The following is a 19,109-nucleotide window of genomic DNA, read 5'->3' as shown; positions in this document are numbered from 1 at the left end:
GGGATCTTAGTTGAGCAGCAAAGGACGAATGACAGTACCCATAGAAGCAGGCATGGATTACGACTTAATGAAAGACATTCTTGAGCGATGGGGAGCTGATGCAGTACGGAATAGTGATGGAACGGATCTGCCTGACCAGTTGCAGGAGATGAAGATGAAAGTCTATTCCACGTATTTCCCGACAAGAAATGATCAGTTGTGGGCACACGAGCATCCCGATCAACGTCAGCAAATGTACATTATGACGCCCCATACTACGGCTGTGGAGGAGTCGCTGCAAATTGAGCTAATGAAGGGCTATTATCGGGAACAGCTTGAAGTAGATTATGATCATGATCCCAAGCGATGGTGGGAAGTTATTAACCGAACGACAGGAAAAATCGTGGATCCTGAAAGATGGAGTGTCGATCCTATAACAGAAATTGTTACCCTCCATCAGGTGAACAAATTCCATAGCTATACCGTTACGTTTCTAGTCTGGCAAATTTGGGATCAGACCCAGATGTACAATCATATTACGAATCAATGGGGAGATAAGCCGCATGAGATTCCGTATGATGCTCGTCATTCGCCAACGTGGGCACATATCACAGAGTATATGAAAGACTGGCTCGAAGCTAATAAGCATGTTGATGTAGTACGTTTTACCACCTTCTTCTACCATTTCACCATAATCTTTAATGAGTTAGCAAAGGAGAAGTATGTCGACTGGTTTGGCTATTCGACGACAGTTAGTCCGCTAGCGCTGGAGCAATTTGAGGCAGAGTATGGTTACAGGATGCGTCCAGAGTATCTTGTTGATCAGGGGTATCATAATACGCCTTTCCGCAATCCGAGCAAACAGTATCGCGATTGGATACAATTTCAACACAAATTTGTCTGTAAACAGAGTCGGGAATTGGTTGACATCACCCATCAAGCAGGACGTGAAGCAATAATGTTTCTGGGCGACAACTGGATCGGTACTGAACCCTATGGCGATCTGTTTCCGTCTATTGGGCTAGACGCTGTGGTAGGCTCTGTTGGTAATGGTGCCACGTTGCGAATGATATCCGATATACCTGGTGTGAAATATACAGAGGGCCGTTTTCTTCCGTACTTTTTTCCGGATGCATTCTATGAGGGAGGTAATCCAACGGCTGAAGCAATTGATAATTGGGTAAAGGCGAGAAGAGCAATTCTACGTAAACCAGTCGATCGAATCGGTTATGGTGGTTATTTGAGCTTGGCTGCTTCATTTCCTGACTTTATAACATGTGTGGAACAGATAAGTGACGAATTTCGGACTCTACATGAGCGAATGAACGGTACGAAGGCATATACGTCTAAGTTTAAAGTAGCAGTGCTCAATTCTTGGGGCAAGCTTCGCTCCTGGCAGACTACGATGGTAGCCCATTCTCTTTGGTACAAAAAAATTTATACCTATCTAGGCATGCTCGAGTCGTTAAGTGGATTAGCAGTTGATGTTGAGTTTATTAGCTTTGATGATGTGCTAGAGTCGGGTATACCGGAAGATATAGGAGTTATTTTGAACGCTGGGGATGCAGGAACCGCCTGGAGCGGAGACGATTATTGGGCAAATGAAGCAATCATTGCTTGCTTGAAACAATTTGTCTATAATGGTGGCGGCTTTATTGGAATTGGCGAACCAAGTGCGTTTATGCATCAGGGACGTTTCTTTCAGATGAGCGATGTGCTAGGTGTCGATAAAGAAATAGGCTACACCTTAAGCTACACTAAGTATGATCAAGAAAATGCGAGCGATCACTTCATTATGGGGGGACAGGTTAAGCCAATTGATTGTGGAGAGAAAGTTGAATTTATTCGCAGTGTAAGTGAGCAAACGAAAATCATCCAAATGCAAAGAGGCGATATTGCCGTAGCGGCAAATAATTTTGGGCAAGGACGCAGCGTTTATATTGCGGGATTACCTTACTCACCGGCAAATAGCCGCTTACTGCTTCGATCGATCTATTGGGCTGCAAGTGCAGAGAATGAGATGTTGACGTGGTATTGTGATAATGTAGAAACAGAATGCGCCGTTTATTTGGAAACTGGCTGGGGAATTGTCATTAATAACTCACAGGATCCGCAACGAACGAAGCTGTATAAAAGTACTGAGAGCTATATTGAGGTTGAGCTTAAACCGGGCGGTCATGAATGGTTTAGGGTGGATAGTTTAACTAAATAGCTCGATAAATAAGTTTTGATTGTTATTAAGATAGAACAGAGGTAATCTCAATACGGCTAAATAAAACAACAACGCTTGGGCATGATGAGCCCAAGCGTTGTTGTTTGCTGAGTAAAGAGCGAGCCATTACATTAATAAGTTTCTTCAACCCGCTATTCCGTTGTGGCAGTCTTCGCTGACAATAGCCACTCCTTGGCACTCAAAAACGTTAGAATCGTGGGAGCAATTGATTTAATTATATTTGGTAGAAAATCCTCGATGAGTAAAAAGAGCAAGGCCAATAAGAGCGGATATGTTCTATGTACTTTTTTGTGCTTTTGTAATTTTTACTGAATTTACATCGCATCATGTCCACAACCTCAAAAAATTCGACAATACAGGCGAAGATATGGAGGATCTAATCTCCATCGGAACCATCGGCCTCATCAAGGCTATCGAAAGCTACCGTCCGAACAAAGGGACCAAACTGGCCACTTTTGCTGCTCGTTGTATCGAGAATGAAATCTTGATGCACTTAAGATCGCTCAAAAAAACCCGGAAGGACGTGTCCCTGCACGATCCTATTGGAACGGACAAAGAGGGAAATGAAATTACCTTAATAGATATTCTGGGTTCAGGAGCGGACGATCTGCTGTTGACAGTGGATTTGAATATTGAGAAGAGTAAGATATATCGCAATTTGGATATTTTGGATGACCGGGAGAAGGAAGTTGTTGTAGGGCGGTTTGGGCTGGATACAGGTGGGGAAGAGCGGACGCAGAGGGAGATTGCGAAGGAACTGGGGATCTCGCGGAGTTATGTGTCGCGGATTGAGAAAAGGGCACTCATGAAGCTGTATCATGAGTTTTATAAGGTGAAGCGTTAACAATAAATGAGACCGAGACTTTTTTTAAAGTCTCGGTCTCATTTATTCGAGAACTTATAGATAAATATAAATGCTAGGATTGGTTTGAGATTGACGAAAACCATTGAGAATACATAACAATCCCCATGTATATTGCGACAGAGTTTCTTTTTATTGCCTCACGAACTGGCCGCTGCCCTTGTATTTGCTGGTCTTAGCGTCCCATATAAAAACACCATGTGCTAAATCATACCCGCTATCAGCATTATACTTTTTCCAATATTGATGGAATTGGCCGTTTTTATCGACTTCAGCAGAATAGTCAGCCATAAACTTAAGCTTATTCACTAATGTTCCTTGTTCTAAACGATATACATACACTTGGGTATTTGATGGTAAATACTCTACAAAAACAGCAGCATGTTTCTCCTTTGCTGAAATAGAAATGAGTTGGATGGATGGCTCATCTTCTTCATAAGCAACATTAGTATCAATAAGTACGACAACATTCTTAGAATTTACTAAAAATAAATTCCCTGAATCCGTAAGTATTATATTTTCATTTTTTTTATCCCCATTTAAGTCTGCTGCTTTAGTAATCCTTATGACTTCGTTAGGATATTTTTTTAATAAGATAGTCTTGGCATCATTAGTTGCCGCGTAAGTTGACTTATTGGTAAGGAATAAAATTAGGCTAAAAACGAGCAAAACAGAAATTTTTTTATGCATTAATAGTAACCTCTTTCTAAAACATTTTTTGTTATGTTGCCGATAGTTTTATTCTATCAGCAAGTGGGCAAATGTTCTATAAAGTAAAAATGTGGGTTCCAAAATATCTTTATCTTTGATGACCGTGAAAAAGAGATTTTGGTCGGCCACTTGGTCCTGGATGCCGGAGGGGAGTAACGAACGCAGCGGGAGACTGCGAAGGAGTTAGGGATTTCGCGAGGTTATGTGTGTCGAGGATAGAGAAGAGGGCCCTGTTGAAGCTGTATCATGAGTTTTATAAGTCGAAGCGGTGAGTCATCCGAGTCTGTCTATAGATAGACTCGTTTTGTTGTCGAAACTTAGACGTTTAATTCAAAAGAATTAAGTATAAAGTAGGATTTCCATGTAAAACATTTGAAGTATGATGTTATAATTTGGATAATCATAACGTAATTTGGAGTGGTTAAGGTGGCTCGTAGTTTTGGAAGTACAGTTAATAAAATTATCAAAGAAACTGCAAAAGCGCAGCGTGCAGCTGAAAGATCAAGGAATGCCGCTATTCGTGAACAGGAACGACATTTAAGGCTGCAACGGCAATATGAACGTGAGAATGAGCGTGCCATTAAACAGTCTATACGTGAACAGAAGGCATACGAAAAAGAACAAAAGGCGCTACACATAGAAGGACGTAAAGAAGAAACTAATGATTATAATGAAGAAGTTTTTTACCGATTGAATGAATTTAATTCGATTATTAGTGGAACGCTCAGCGTGGATGATAAGATTTCTTTTGAATCATTATATAAGAAGGATGAATATCCCGAGTTCATTGAACCCTACGTTAAGCCTCTTCCAGCTAATCCTGTACCAGTACGAGAAAGTTTCTTTGCAGGAATTGCTATGGAAGCCTCTTTAATGGAGAGGATAATTGGCCACGGGAAAAAAGCGCGTCTAAGATCTATTGAAACAGCTGAGAATGCATACAATAATGCTCTTCGCGATTTTGAGTCTACTGAAAACAAAATTAATGACTTAATTAAGGAAAATGAAATTTTCCTCAGTTCTGCTAGAGTAGAATATGACGAGGCTAAACGTTTGTATTTAGGGGAAATATCATCTCAAAATAGCTCCATTGACGATTTTAAAACAAGCTATTTCGATAAAGAAAAAGAAGCCATTGAAGCCTACAACACTCTGGTTTTAGAACGTTCTAATTACAGTGACATTTTCCCTCAAACCTTTGATTTGTTTTATTTGGAAGAGAGCAAAGAATTATTAGTGGAGTATGAATTGCCGGATGTGACAGCTGTTCCCAAGAATAAGGAATATAAGTATACACAGAGCCGTGATGAGATCAAGGGGGTTCCGTTTAAATCCAAGGAATTGAATGAAATATACTCTACACTTGTTGCTTCGATTGCACTTCGTACACTTCATGAGCTTTTTGAAGCTGACCAGGGAGATCACTTGGATTCTGTCGTGTTCAATGGAGTAGTATCCACAGTGGACTTAAGTACGGGGCTCGATATTCGACCTTGCATTTTGACCATTCAGACCAGGAAAGACGAATTCATGAAGTTTGATCTTGCCAGAGTGGATATTCTTGCATGTGTAAAGGGTCTTAAAGCTCAACTCTCCCCTTCAGTAACTGAACTCACTCCTGTCAAACCAATTGTTGATCTAGTAATGTATGATAAACGATTTGTGAATGAAAGAGATATGCTTGCTACTCTGGATACTCGAACCAATCTTTTGCAGATGGACCCATTTGATTTTGAACATTTGGTATGTAACTTATTTTCAAAAATAGGGCTTGAATCTAGACTGACTCGCTCTAGTAGAGATGGTGGAGTAGATGTCATTGCTTTTGATCCTCGTCCCGTATTTGGTGGGAAGTATGTTATTCAAGCTAAAAGATATAAAAATACTGTAGAGGTAGCTGCAGTCCGAGACTTATACGGTACTATGATGAACGAGAATGCGTCAAAAGGTATTGTTACCACATCAACGTATGGACCCGATGCCAGAAGTTTTGCTAAGGATAAGCCCATTGAATTAATTGATGGCCGGGTGCTGTTACATATGTTAGAGGAGCAGGGGATTTATGCGAAGATTCAGTTGTGAAATGTTCTATCAGGAATCTGTATTAGGAAAGGTGTATTAATGGATCTTATATTGAAAATTGTGCTCAGTGGTACTATCCCATTATTTATTAACTTGGTAATTAAATCAGTAACATCTTCAGGGTTCGATAAATTATTTTATCTAAAACACCAGAAAACGCAACAACGAATAATTTTGTTTGTGGTCTTTGGATTTCTTTTTTTAGCTTATGGTTTATTGATTACGACAATTTACGCGCCATTTGCAAAATTGAAATATACCGTTGTTATAGCTGCAATAATTATAGTGTTATTCTTAGTGGGAATTGTGAGTCTTGGTATTCTTTGTGGCATAAAGTGGATGAAAGCGAAATGGGGTAGCCAAATATTTACTGTTTCAAAAGCTAAGGCTGATCTATTAAGCATTACAGTTTTCATTTTTAATATGATTGTTTTTGCAATATCATTCTACGACGTTCTAAATATCCCTGGCTTAGAAAGAACAGAGTTTATAAGTAAGATTCTTATGTGCACTAGTCAATTCTATTTATTCGCATTTCTTATTTTAAAATCTTATCTTTACTTAATAGGCTATTCCCAGCGTCATTGGAATTATGTTATATCGCCAACTCCAGTGGATATTGATAAGCGATATCTATACGTACTGTACTCACTATCACCAACGCAAATGGTATTGTCTGAGAACATCGAAAATGTAGAGAATCCATCAAGTGTTTATTTGTTTGATATTACGAAGCAAACGTATATACACTTTGAAAGAGTGGCTACGTTAAAAGGATAAGTGGGGGAGGATGATTGTACTGCGAACTCATGACTTAGAAGATGAAGTGAAGGCATTGATTTTAACTGAACGTGAAGATGATTACTGGGACTTTAAAGAGAGACATCATTCTAATAAAGCCAATTTACTACATGATATCATTTGTATGGCAAATAATCGGGTTGATAAGGATGCATATATTATTTTCGGGATCTCCGATGAAACCTTCGAGGTGGTGGGCATTGAGAATGATGAGAATCGCAGAAATCAACAGCAGATGATCGATTTCTTAAAATCTAAGAGGTTTGTCTCCGGTATTAGGCCGAGAGTTGAGTTGAGAACGTTAATATTAGCTGGACATAAAGTAGATGTTTTAATTATCAAGAATAGCACTGATACTCCATATTTTTTGACTGAGGAATTTTCGGATTCCGGTAGAAAGGTTCGAGCTAACCACATCTACACTCGAGTTGGGGACACTAATACGGATATTGATAAAAGCGCAGATATTAATAATGTAGAGTACCTTTGGAAAAAGCGATTTCTACTAACACGTTCTCCATTTGAGCAAATTATGAAGCGCCTCGATAAAAAAGGAGAATGGAAACAGGACGAAGATGTATATTACAACATGCTCAATCCTGAGTTTACTATAACAATCGAATATGATGATGAAGGCCCCGAACTTGTACCTGAGTTTTATGCATATGCAGTTAGTAATCCAGCGACTATGTATCAGATGCTGAGTATTAAATATTTTGGAACCCAACTTTATGGGAAACAAATAGTTTATTTAGATAGTGGGAGGTATGTAACGCCTACACCTGAATGGGAGTTTCTTTATTTTGGAGAATATAGAGTTCATGCAGATTATGCCTTTAAATATTTTATTAAAAATAGTCCTGCTTATAAGCTCAATGAATTTTTGTATGATGAAGAAGAACATGAAGCAAGCTTTGCTCGAGGAAGGTTCTTCGAGGTCGTCTTGTTGTTTGAAGATACAATGGAGAAAGACGCATTTCTTGAATATGTACACCGTTACAAAGATGACTTCCTAGAAAGGTTAACTACTCATGATGGTGAATGGCCATGGATTGAGGCTAATACCAAACGTCAAGAAGAGCAGGTCGTGGTTCGGTTGAAAACAGGGAAAGTTTTAAATCAAATGCTCATTAATTTTCGTCGGAGTACCTTTTAAATAAAATCAATAGATTGAGGTGTAAAAATTAATGGAATATCATAGAGAGAGCATTATTGAGATCATATCTAAAATTGAAAGGCTATTTGAAGCGGCTATTCTAGCATCAAATAAAGCGGCTGCTAAACCGTTCCTCAGCGAAATAAGATCACTAGAGGTTAGTTTAAACCTAACTCCATATCTAAGGATTGTTTTTAATGAATTTCTGGCATATGCGGAGAACGCTTCCGGTCAAGTGAAAGAAAAAGAACACTGGAAAGCAGCAGCAGAACAAAGCCTTTTCAAATTAACTTCGGATTTAGATAACAGAAGTTAAAGAATAATCATTAAGTTCAACAAATAATGATTCTATTAAGTCTCTTCTGGAGGGAGAAGTGGCTTGTAGTTTGGAAGTGCAGTTAATTAAAATGAACATCGCTTATAGGAGGGACTATGGCCAACGTTTTTGAGAATTTAAAGTTATTAAAAAAGGATATGGATAATAAAGGTTGGGTAATTGACTCTTTTATATTTAGCTATAACAATGAAGATTTTATCGTATTAGTAAAGTTGTTTGTGGAAAATGAAAAAAAGAAAGAAAAATACGCACTTGTAAAATTAGAATTTTTAAGACAGTCTGATTTGAATAGTAGTTTGGAGCTAGAAGCGAATTCAAATTCGTTATTTGTGGCTACAAAAACTCTTAGAGAATATTTTAATATAGAATACAATGAAAATTTGGGAGATATACTTCAACAATTTAAGGAATATTTTTCGAAGTTCATTCCTAAAGAAGTGATTGAGGATAAGAGTGAAGAGAAATTGAGAATACTTGTTGCTTCTTTGAGTAAAAGTGATTCGGAAAATCCTAATAAAATGTATTGTTATCAAGTTAGGAGAAATGGGTATAAGTCGGACGGAGAATTAGCTCAAAGAAGTATTTATAATGATAATAAGACTAGAATCTTACGACCATTTTTGTATTCAAAATTAATAGACGAAAAAAATATAAGTTTCTGTTTTTCGGAAAATAAAAATGATGAAAATACCGATGAAACGATATTAGCAAATTGGGTTAAAAACAAAAGTGAAGTATTGCGTCACAGTTAAAATGCAATATACTACCTTCGTTCCACTATGCCACATCCGATCTCGGAGGAAATAAATCACTTTAATCGGTTTCTGAGCCGTAGACAGAGGTACTCAAAATGATGGTATTGGTAATGATGGTTAATCCCACGGCCAATTACTGAAGGATACATAAATGAATTTACCGACTTTCCCCATTCGTAGTTAAAGAATACACGTGGGTAGGACACAACTGGATGAAACATAAAATTAAGCAACATTTCTCCTTAATTTGCTCTTGCGCTAAATCATAATTAGCGATGATTAGTAATATAGGTGCTGCATGCCTATAAATGAAAAATTCGTAACAAAAAAGTCCCGGAAGATATCTTTCAGGAGCTTTTGAAGTGTAGCAACGATCAATATTGACATCGTATCGTGTCCATAACCTCAAAAAATTCGATAACACCGGCGAAGACATGGAGGATTTAATCTCCATCGGCACGATTGGACTCATCAAGGCCATTGAAAGCTACCGCCCGAACAAAGGGACAAAGCTGGCCACTTTTGCTGCCCGTTGTATCGAGAATGAGATCCTCATGCACTTAAGATCGCTCAAAAAAACCCGGAAGGACGTGTCTCTGCACGACCCGATCGGAACGGATAAGGAAGGCAATGAAATTACCTTAATAGATATATTGGGCTCAGGTGCCGACGATCTGCTGCTCACAGTAGATCTTAATATTGAGAAGAGTAAGATATATCGGAATTTAGAGATTCTGGATGATCGGGAGAAGGAAGTTGTGGTAGGGCGGTTTGGGCTGGATACAGGTGGGGAAGAGCGGACGCAGCGGGAGATTGCTAAGGAGTTGGGGATTAGTAGGAGTTATGTTTCAAGAATAGAGAAAAGGGCGCTCATGAAGTTGTATCATGAGTTTTATATGGTGAAGCGGTGAGTATGAATTTAGGATAATAACCTGTAGGGATGGGATAACAGTATCTCATTCCTACAGGTTATTTGTGTTTCCCTGGATTTATTGTCATGGATGAATTTGATAGCGAGTTAGAGTGAGACATAAACCTGTTCATGCTTACGGGCTAATGCAAACAGACTTAAGCTAATATAAATGTGCTGTGTTATACTCGAGCTATAAGAAAAAATGAGGTGTTTGTTAAATGATAAATCTTACCCAGGACCTTGCTAAATTGATTCGATTAACGGGTGATCGTGCGAAATTGGATGCCAAAGCAAATGGGACATATATAGTATACAAAACAGCTGAAGGGCAAATTGTTAAGGAATATAGCACGGGTGAGATAGAGAAAATGAATGAACAGGAACTTAACCATGAATGAGACAGTTGCAACCATGTTCGTGTTTGCTGGTAATAATGGAAGTGGTAAGAGTACAATCCGCAACTTGATCGTTGACCGACTTGGGGTAAGTGTGAATATTGATCCGGATGCACTAGCTCGCAAAATCAATACTCAACATCCTGAAAAGAGTAAAGTATCTGCTGGAAAAGAAGCCATAAGAATAGCCAGAGAATGTATCCGGAATAAGTGGGATTTCACAGTAGAAACTACTCTAGCGGGTGGTAACGTTATTCGACAGATGAGAGATGCGAAGGAACAAGGCTTCGAAATCATTATGTTTTATGTAGGACTAGGGGATGTTCGGCTTAATATTGAACGTGTTGCTACGCGTGTGAAAAATGGTGGTCATCATATTGAAACCGAGGATATTATTAGACGAAATGTAACAAGTATGAATAATCTGTTGTCTCACTTAGACCAAATAGATCAATTAGTCGTTATTGATAATAGTAAAGCGGATGGTGAAATTATTCTTGAAGCAGATACAAGTGGAATAAAATATTATTCAGATGAATTGCCGAAATGGGCACAAATAATTGATCAACAATTACAGGCGAGGGACAAAACAAAAAAGTAAATCATTTCGAATCGGAGTCGATCGAATGGTTTACTTTTTTTACATCGTATCGTGTCCATAACCTCAAAAAATTCGACAATACCGGTGAGAATATGGAGGATTTAATCTCCATCGGAACGATTGGACTCATCAAGGCCATCGAAAGCTACCGCCCGAACAAGGGGACAAAGCTGGCCACTTTTGCTGCACGTTATATCGAGAATGAAATCCTCATGCACTTAAGATCGTTGAAAAAGACCCGGAAGGACGTGTCGCTGCACGATCCTATTGGAACGGACAAAGAGGGTAATGAAATCACTTTGATAGATATCTTGGGCTCGGGAGCCGATGATCTGCTGCTCACCGTAGATCTTAATATTGAGAAGAGTAAAATATACCGGAATTTAGAGATACTGGATGATCGGGAGAAGGAAGTTGTGTTGGACGGTTTGGGCTGGCTACAGGTGGGGAAGAGCGGACGCAGCGGGAGATTGCGAAGGAGCTGGGGATCTCGCGGAGTTATGTGTCGCGGATTGAGAAAAGAGCGCTCATGAAGCTGTATCATGAGTTTTATAAAGTCAAGCGGTAAAGGCTAAGCAAGAAGAATAAAAGTACCTTAATAAATGAATAAAAGTGTATGAACAGCGACTCTTCTAGGGGAGAGTTGCTTTTTTCTGTTTAAAATAACAGTATTTAAGCCGATCTATCCTAGATCTAAGAGCTTGGCTCCCGTATGAAACGTATAGACTCCAACCTAAAGAATCAGTTATAGGGATGCACTCAAAAATAAAAGTATGTTTGGAATTATTGTATAGACTTGGATATTTCTTTATTATATGATTTTATTGGATCGATGGACCTAATTTGAGACTATCTAGTCTGTCGTAATCATAGGGGGGTATTTATGCAGAAAAGATTTTTGAGTATTCTATTAGGGATGATCGTTCTAGTGAATTTTATTGTAGGAGGTCAAGGAATTGCCCTTGCAGCTTCAGCACAGTCAACTGACAACATCACTGACTTTCACAGTAGCTGGGCAAGCAGCCAAATTTCAAAATGGTTAGATAAGGGTTTGATTTCGGGCTATGCAGATCATACGTTTAAACCGAATGCAAGCATTTCACGGGCTGAGTTTGCTTCGGTTGTCAATAAAGTTTTTGGTTTTAAGGACCAGTCACAGGATGGTTTTACAGATGTGAATTCAGATAAATGGTATTATTCCGAGATTGGAAAAGCGAAGTCAGCCGGGTATATTTCTGGGTTTGGGGATAATACGTTCCGGCCCGAGGCAGCAATAAGCAGACAGGAAGCCGCGAAAATGTTGTATATGCTGTTGCAACTGAATGGTTCTAATGATGATTCAGCAATAAAGGCGTTTAATGATTACAGCGTAGTACCGGCTTGGAGCAAAACCTATTTAAATGAAATTGTGAGTAAAGGGTACATAAATGGTTATCCCGATCGTACGTTAAGACCCCTCCAGACGATTACGAGAGCAGAAGCTGTTGTCATACTGGATAAAGTAATGGGTACTCTTGTTATGGACAAGGGAACCGTTGGCGGAACGGAATTAACAACGATATCGGGAAATGTAACAATTAACACCCCAGGGGTTACGTTGAAGAATACCATAATTAAAGGAGATTTACTTTTAACTGCGGGTATTGGTGCAGGTGAAGTATACCTCGATCAGGTGACTGTGTCGGGTAGAACAATTGTCGCCGGCGGCGGGGAGAATAGTATCCATCTGCTGGACTCCCAATTAAATGAACTGCTTGTGAATAAACAGCCGGGGAGAGTCCGGGTAGTGGCTCAAGGCAGTACCCGGATTAATACAACAATTGTACAATCAGGAGCCAAGCTGGAGGGGACTAATACAGAAGCGAGCTTCGGCTCCATTGTACTTGATCTTTCAAAGGCTGGTGGGTATGTTGATTTAAGCGGTATCTTCAAAACTATAACAATAAGGAATAAAACGATAGTTAATGTTTTTGAAAAGTCTGAGATCGATGCGTTTGAAGTTGCCAAAGAGGCAGCAGCCAGCACGTTGAATTTATCCGGTAACAGCGTACTGAGACAATTAACTTTGAATGCGGCTGCCAATGTCAAGGGGAAAGGCACGATTACAAAAACATTCATTAACGTCAGTGGTTCTACATTCGAACAGGAAATCAAAGATTATTCGTTGGCCAAAGGCGTGTCAGTTGTTATGAACGGGAAAGAAATCGGCGCGGAACCGAATGCGGTACAGCAGATTGCTCCAAGTGTACAGTTGCCACCTCCCCCAGCTGCCGGTGGCGGTGGCGGAGGCGGAGGCGGCGGAGGCGGAGGGAGTTCAACCCCGGTACCTTCTCCGCAGCCGGAGCCACAACCTGAACCGGTTGAACTTCCGGACGTTCTAGGAGTCTTCATGGTTGAGGATCAACTGTACGCCTGGTTTGATAAGTCTGGAAATTATAGTGAAGTACAGTGGGATCTGTATAATGAAAGCAATGAAACAAGTTACGAGACAGCATATAAGAATACAGCGGGACAGGTTGGGATTTATAAGGTGAAAGAAGGTGCTCTTCCTCCGGCTGAATATATTGCTGCCATTTCCAATGATGAGTATTATGATCTTTTGCCGAGTCTTTTGCTCAGTAAATCGGTTATCAATGGCTCCTATTATCCTGCTGTTTATTACACAGGTGTGCTCGGCATCGGCTTCCAAATCAATCAGAACGGGATTATCCCGGATTTGAATCAGGCTTCTGCTGAGGAAAGGGTTCCTTTGGCGGATGGTGACTTGATTAAGATATTCTACGGGGATTTTCTGGTTTTGAACGCGAAGTGGGATGGTGCGGGCAAGAAGTGGATCTATCAGGGCATTGTGAACCGCTTGCAAGCTCCAGTTCATGTTTCGGCCCAACCTTCCTCCAAAACAGATATTAAGATTAAGTGGGATGCAGTGCCTGGAGCAGAGTACTACAATGTTTTCACAAGCCGCTCACTAGATGGAATTTATAGTCCTATTAAGGATAGTTTGGGAGCCAACATTCAGGTAACCGCCCCCTCTTATACGGATAGCGGGTATGCACCGCATACAACGGTATACTATAAAGTAATATCTGTGGCTAACGGCTTTGCATCTGTGCTTAGCAGTTCTGCTTCAGCCACTACGTTTGCTAATGATCATATGCAATTAGATTTCAATGTAACTAACAGCGTTCAAGACCCAAGCAAGCCCATTATTTATGTAACAGATAAACAAAATAAGAAACTCGTTGCAGTTAACTATGAAACCCGCCAGACAAGCGTGGTTCCGTTCGAACTGCCTCCGGAAAGTATAACGTATGCGAATGGCAAATTGTATGTAGGTCTGCTGAAAGCGGAGCATTCGCCGAACACTTCTGATGAACAGCAAAAGGGTGCTATAGCTGTTGTGGATGCTGCAACTCTAACCATTGACCATGTTTACGATATTAATCTTGACCCTTATAGCATTGCAGTGGACCGCGAAGGGTATGTGTATATTTCATCTGGTTCAGGTCAATGGACAAAAATCCGGTCTTATTCTGGAGATACTTTTACACTCATTGGATCATACTCAATCAGACAAGCAAGTCATATTCTTATGCACCCGACAATGAATAAGCTCTATTCTGTTAATACAGATACGAGTCCAAGAGATATCGAGACTTTTGTCATTCAAAATGGACAATTCACCCGCAGCTACGATTCTCCTTATCACGGAGATTACCCAATGACGACAAAGATTAATTTATCGCCTGACGGAAAGTATCTTTTCAATGGAGCAGGAACAGTATTTTCAACCGAGTTTGATAGATTTGGCGATATGAGCTTTGTATATAAAATGGGTGGAATGTATGATGATATGGCATTCGATTTGAAGTACGGAAGATTCTATACCGTTAAAAATCAAGTAGTCAACTCTTATGACTATAGTAATTTCACCAAAGTTGAAACTTTACCGCTAGATGGTACCGGCCAACGGATTTTCTATGGAAGCCATCAATTGCTCGCATTGACCAGCTTAGAAGGCAAGACGATTCTTGAGTTTGTAGCTAAACCTTCTGCGGAGGAAGTACCTCCGATAGATACCCCGGGGATTTATTTGGGCGGAACGGTTGTAGATGCTGTATATGACTCTGCTGATAATAAGTTATACGCTATTGATCAGGCGTTCAAAAATCTTATCGTAGTTGATACCGCAAGCCAAACTGTTATTCGAAAAGTACAACTACCCTATAAGCCGGCAGGACTGACTTTATCAGAAGATGGAACAAAATTGTATATTGTGAATAAAGATGCTAATAATCTAGTTACTGAGTTAAGGTTAAGTGATTATTCAGTTACCCGGAGCTTGATGTACCCGAATACGGCGGATTCCCGGGACTACTCGGATCGGCATATTTACAGTAAGTCGGGTCGTCTGTATATTGTATTAGGTGACTGGTCTCCAACGTTGTTAATTTTTGATGAAGCTACGTTCCAACCAAGCTTTGGTACTGGCGAAATTAAAGGTGTAGGCGATATGGTATTCTCAGGTGATAACAGCAAATTCTATTACTGGAGTCAATATGGATGGGATGCGGGTTCAGCTGACTCCACTGTCTACACGTATTCTGTTCATGAAGATGGCAGCTTCACCAAAGTTGACCAGTCCGTTTTGGCATATCCGGAAATGAACAGAGATCCGCTGGATACGCCGATTTTATTAGTGGAAAGTCTCGGAATAATTATTGTGAAGAACAAAGCTTTTAATAAGGATAAGTTGCAGGAAGTTATAGGGACTTTCCCGGAACCAATATATGCTGTGGATGTAGTGAATAATACGGCATTGGGGAAACAGGGGATTTATGATCTTTCAACCTTCCAGAAGATCCAACCTATTAATTTAGCCGGTGCGACCAACATTTTCTATGATGATAAGGGAAACCTTTATTATTTAAATGATAACACTTTGTTTATCAATTAAACTCAAAAAATGGTATGAATTAAAGCTGATTATTAGTCTGTCTCGTCCTTCTTTTTCTAATGAGGATTACGGCACGACGGACAAATGCGTCCTTTACTGCGGCCAAAAACCAAACAAGCCTGATGCGAAACCGCACCAGGCTTGTTCCTATCTAAGGCATACCCCTTTATCTGGAAATTCATCTTTCCATGGTGCACGATTTCCAGGTTGAAGTAGACGGACAGGCAGTCCCCCGGGAAAATATCCGCTTTTCTCCAGATGTAGAGATCTATTTTATACTTGAAGAATTGCAAACCGTGACCACCTATAAATGGAGTACGGACAAGAAGGTTTTGTTTTTGTAGAATAGGAAGGCGGACTTTCGGAAGGTGAGTATATGGTGAAATTTACACAAGTCTCACGTGTGATCTATATTACGGAACCTTTCTCTGGGACAAAGACGAAGACTCTTGCTGATGTGCACTAATTTTCTATCTTCGTGCGCCGCCCAGCAAAGGCGTTATCTCTAGGGTGAAAGTCCCGATCAGGGGCGTGCGTAAGCCTACATTTAGCCAGGGATATGGGTGTCCACTGCGATACTGAGATCTGAAGGAACCGGAGGCAAAAAGCACGGGCCAAAGGACACGAACTGGATTTCAGGCTGTGCAGTAAGATGGGTCATCGAAACATGGCGAAATCCAAAGCCGCCGAGGGCTGGCAAGGTAAACTCCAGTGGTCGCGGCATCAGATGACGTGCTTATCTGGGGAGGCCTGCCAGATAAGCACGGAAAAACTAATAGGGACGAGGAGATGATACGTTTCCCTGAAGAGCAACGACAGCCGAATATCTCGATAGGAGAGAATTAGTTGCTTAAACCGCTATAAGATGGGCTGGCTAGGTTACTTTTGGCTCGCGTCGGTAAAGACGCACCTCCAGAACCTAGACCAATGAATTCGGAGAAGACTCCGGATGTGTCTATAGTTTAACTTTTAAAATTTTGATTCCCTATTAGTTGTCTGTTCCCTTTTGTATTTATTTTGAAAAGTAACAATAAAACAATTGGGATTAAAGCTATTCCTCCGCAGATAATCCAGGAAATCTGGATGGGTGCTTGGTCAGATTTAATATTTATAAATTTCCGACTAATAATACCTGTAACAATTAAACCTATACACATTCCCAACTGGGAGATTGCTGAATCTAATGATAGAAGAGTTGAGCGGTACTCATTTGATATTCTTTTATTGAGAAATATTTGTTTTGCGGCAGGATACATTCCTCTACCGACCTCATATATCAAAAATGTAACGAGTACTGGATAAAATGAATTTAAAGCTCCGGCTAAAGTCAACCATATGCCAATCATTGCGCAAGATAGCATCAAAATATAAATATCACTATATTTCCTGTATAACTTTCGGATAAGGTAACTTCCTAAAGTCATACAAAGCGAGTATGCTGCTTTAATAATTCCCATGATCCAGATCCCTTGTTCGGAAAGGCCTACTAAACGGGGCTGTTGAAATGTGTTTCCTGCTGAATTCGAGAAACTGATAAACAATCCAATGAAAAATATTATCCATATGGCTTTATTATTTATGCCAATGCGAACACTCTCTCGGATTATTATTAGAAGGTTACTGTTAGCATTGTGACGAGCTATTGTATTATTTTCATTCATAAAGCATAAACACAATGTAATTGTTATTATTGTAGAAATTATGCTAACTATCCAAGGAAGAGAGTAGTGGTAAGTTGCAAGAAGAGCTCCTAAGAGACCACAGAATATCCCAGAGATATATTGAATGCTGTTAGCAGTCGTAAAGAGATCTTCAACTGAGTGTTCACTAGTTTCGACTACCCAAGACTCGAGGGCTCCAGATTGCAAGCAAATTGCTAAACCTCCAAATATTTGCGCGAAGATGAGCAACCAAAGCTCGTTGGCCTGCATAAAAAAAATACTATATATTAAAAAGCAGATCAATCCTAATACTACCGATATTTTTCTTCCATATTTGTCAGCTATTGCTCCCGTGGGTACTTCAAAAAGGAAAACACTCAGAAAATATATGACGAGCAAATAGTTGGATGTTTCCAACGACAAACCCTTGGATAATAAAAACAGTATCAATGTAGTACCTGTTATTTCTCTCATGAAAAATTGAAAAAAACTGACAGAGTAAAATACTTTATGCGGCTTGATCTTCATCATACTCCCATTCTCCGAAAAAATATTAAAAGCTATTAACGGTGGTTAATCGGTTGAAGGAATCCTGAGTTTCTTGGGAAAACAAAGGTATAATGTATTTTTCAAACAGTGGCATAACCTCGCAATTTAATGGATCTTTCCGTAATATATCTCCATATGCTTCGTAAGCGAAAGCTCTGCATCCACAACCACATATTTTTAAGTATTTACATTGCGAACATTCTTCAAAGTCTGATAATTTGATATTCCAGAAATCTTTAAATTGAGCGCTGTCTTTAACATCCCGAATGCTTGAGTTTTTCACATTTCCCAGTGCCAGTTCAAGAAATCTTGAGCAAGGCGTCACTTCTCCAAGACCTCTAATTCCTAAATTTCTTTTGTTATACGCACAAGGGTGAATATCCGGAGTTTTTTCAACAAAATCACAATCTTCCATGCCTGGTTGATAAACGTTAAAAATCCAAAGTTCAAAATCCGGATTTTCTTGTAAATAAGTTTCTATTACCTTTGATAAATTTTTGAAAATCAGATCGAAATCTTCCTCATGAATATCATTTTTATAATGCTTATAACGACCTGTATTAAAAGGAATGTCAATTCTCCAAGCCTTAGGATGATGTGTTTTAAGAAACTGATAAATTTCATCTAAATAATTCACGTTGAATTTATTAATAATAGTATTTATTGTCCAAGGTAATTTGTGAAAATCTAGTTTTTCTAAATTGCTTAATATCTTATCTTCAGTACCGATACCTCTAATGAAATCATTATTTCTTCCCTCATAACTTACTTTTATTTCTATTATGTTATCGGCATATTGTTGTAATTTAGATAAATTGTTATCGTTTAGTAACGTTAAATTTGTAATTAATATATTCTTAATTCCTTTGTTTTTGCAATATTCTAGCATAGGGAAAAACTTACTACTCGTTAACACTTCTCCCCCGGATAATATAATTCTTTCACAGCCCATATCTTTAGCTTCATCAACAAGCTCGTACATTCTATTTAACTCTACTTCTTGATGAAAAAATTCCTTTTTATTAAAATCGCCATAAAAACAATGCTTGCATGTTAAATTGCATTTTACAGTGACATCCATATGTAAATATCTTAATTCGGGTTTCTTAATCATAAT

General features: G+C 39.3%; 15 protein-coding genes and 2 pseudogenes. 14 read left to right on the top strand and 3 right to left on the bottom strand.

The window, feature by feature from the left end; translation table 11 throughout:
- Positions 1 to 28 precede the first annotated feature (28 nt).
- Both gnpA and sigK (PWYN_RS05030) read left to right on the top strand, forming a co-directional pair.
- Complete coding sequence (gnpA, locus tag PWYN_RS05035; protein WP_052087979.1) at positions 29 to 2,191, top strand: 1,3-beta-galactosyl-N-acetylhexosamine phosphorylase; 2,163 nt, start codon at positions 29 to 31, stop codon at positions 2,189 to 2,191.
- A 292-nt stretch (positions 2,192 to 2,483) separates the two neighbouring features.
- Entirely contained in the window at positions 2,484 to 3,056 is a 573-nt protein-coding gene (gene sigK / locus PWYN_RS05030) for an RNA polymerase sporulation sigma factor SigK (protein ID WP_084146602.1), read from the top strand.
- Positions 3,057 to 3,206: 150 nt separating this feature from the next.
- On the opposite strand, the gene PWYN_RS05025 is transcribed toward sigK (PWYN_RS05030), so the two are convergent.
- Positions 3,207 to 3,764: a hypothetical protein gene (locus PWYN_RS05025; RefSeq protein WP_036649117.1), complete on the bottom strand. Its 558-nt coding sequence runs from the start codon at positions 3,762 to 3,764 to the stop codon at positions 3,207 to 3,209.
- A 108-nt stretch (positions 3,765 to 3,872) separates the two neighbouring features.
- Here PWYN_RS05025 and PWYN_RS29910 point away from each other — a divergent pair.
- The 12 genes and pseudogenes from PWYN_RS29910 to PWYN_RS30590 all read left to right on the top strand — a co-directional run.
- Positions 3,873 to 4,057, top strand: a pseudogene (locus PWYN_RS29910) (sigma factor-like helix-turn-helix DNA-binding protein); the annotation flags it as partial.
- 154 nt (positions 4,058 to 4,211) lie between these two features.
- Positions 4,212 to 5,867 carry a restriction endonuclease gene (locus tag PWYN_RS05020; RefSeq protein WP_052087761.1) on the top strand — a complete coding sequence of 552 codons (1,656 nt, stop codon included), beginning with the start codon at positions 4,212 to 4,214 and terminating at the stop codon, positions 5,865 to 5,867.
- A gap of 39 nt (positions 5,868 to 5,906) precedes the next feature.
- Positions 5,907 to 6,647 (top strand): hypothetical protein, encoded by a 741-nt coding sequence (locus PWYN_RS05015; RefSeq protein WP_036649115.1) that lies wholly within the window; start codon positions 5,907 to 5,909, stop codon positions 6,645 to 6,647.
- Positions 6,648 to 6,657: 10 nt separating this feature from the next.
- Complete coding sequence (locus PWYN_RS05010; RefSeq protein WP_036649113.1) at positions 6,658 to 7,824, top strand: ATP-binding protein; 1,167 nt, start codon at positions 6,658 to 6,660, stop codon at positions 7,822 to 7,824.
- Between the two features lie 31 nt (positions 7,825 to 7,855).
- On the top strand, positions 7,856 to 8,140 hold the full coding sequence (locus PWYN_RS05005; protein WP_036649110.1) for a hypothetical protein: 285 nt from the start codon (positions 7,856 to 7,858) through the stop codon (positions 8,138 to 8,140).
- Positions 8,141 to 8,256: 116 nt separating this feature from the next.
- Positions 8,257 to 8,913, top strand: a complete 657-nt coding sequence (locus PWYN_RS05000; RefSeq protein WP_036649108.1) for a DUF6037 family protein — start codon at positions 8,257 to 8,259, stop codon at positions 8,911 to 8,913.
- Positions 8,914 to 9,293: 380 nt separating this feature from the next.
- Positions 9,294 to 9,827 carry an RNA polymerase sporulation sigma factor SigK gene (gene sigK / locus PWYN_RS04995; RefSeq protein WP_084146601.1) on the top strand — a complete coding sequence of 178 codons (534 nt, stop codon included), beginning with the start codon at positions 9,294 to 9,296 and terminating at the stop codon, positions 9,825 to 9,827.
- Between the two features lie 220 nt (positions 9,828 to 10,047).
- Positions 10,048 to 10,227, top strand: a complete 180-nt coding sequence (locus PWYN_RS04990; protein WP_036649106.1) for a hypothetical protein — start codon at positions 10,048 to 10,050, stop codon at positions 10,225 to 10,227.
- Positions 10,220 to 10,825 (top strand): ATPase, encoded by a 606-nt coding sequence (locus tag PWYN_RS04985; protein WP_036649104.1) that lies wholly within the window; start codon positions 10,220 to 10,222, stop codon positions 10,823 to 10,825. The genes PWYN_RS04990 and PWYN_RS04985 overlap by 8 nt, the downstream gene beginning before the upstream one ends.
- Before the next feature lie 56 nt (positions 10,826 to 10,881).
- Positions 10,882 to 11,393, top strand: a pseudogene (gene sigK / locus PWYN_RS04980) (RNA polymerase sporulation sigma factor SigK); the annotation flags it as partial.
- Between the two features lie 315 nt (positions 11,394 to 11,708).
- Positions 11,709 to 15,782 carry an S-layer homology domain-containing protein gene (locus PWYN_RS30805; protein WP_052087760.1) on the top strand — a complete coding sequence of 1,358 codons (4,074 nt, stop codon included), beginning with the start codon at positions 11,709 to 11,711 and terminating at the stop codon, positions 15,780 to 15,782.
- Positions 15,783 to 15,940: 158 nt separating this feature from the next.
- On the top strand, positions 15,941 to 16,126 hold the full coding sequence (locus tag PWYN_RS30590) for a C-glycoside deglycosidase beta subunit domain-containing protein (RefSeq protein WP_420805755.1): 186 nt from the start codon (positions 15,941 to 15,943) through the stop codon (positions 16,124 to 16,126).
- Between the two features lie 618 nt (positions 16,127 to 16,744).
- Here PWYN_RS30590 and PWYN_RS04965 read toward each other — a convergent pair.
- On the bottom strand, positions 16,745 to 17,974 hold the full coding sequence (locus PWYN_RS04965; protein WP_240479686.1) for an MFS transporter: 1,230 nt from the start codon (positions 17,972 to 17,974) through the stop codon (positions 16,745 to 16,747).
- A gap of 22 nt (positions 17,975 to 17,996) precedes the next feature.
- On the bottom strand, positions 17,997 to 19,106 hold the full coding sequence (locus PWYN_RS04960) for a radical SAM/SPASM domain-containing protein (RefSeq protein ID WP_036649102.1): 1,110 nt from the start codon (positions 19,104 to 19,106) through the stop codon (positions 17,997 to 17,999).
- Positions 19,107 to 19,109: the final 3 nt, after the last annotated feature.

Origin of the sequence: Paenibacillus wynnii (assembly GCF_000757885.1) — a bacterium.
Taxonomy (GTDB): domain Bacteria; phylum Bacillota; class Bacilli; order Paenibacillales; family Paenibacillaceae; genus Paenibacillus_AQ; species Paenibacillus_AQ wynnii.
Note: the sequence above shows the minus strand (reverse complement) of the source record. Positions and strands in the feature narration are given on the sequence as shown.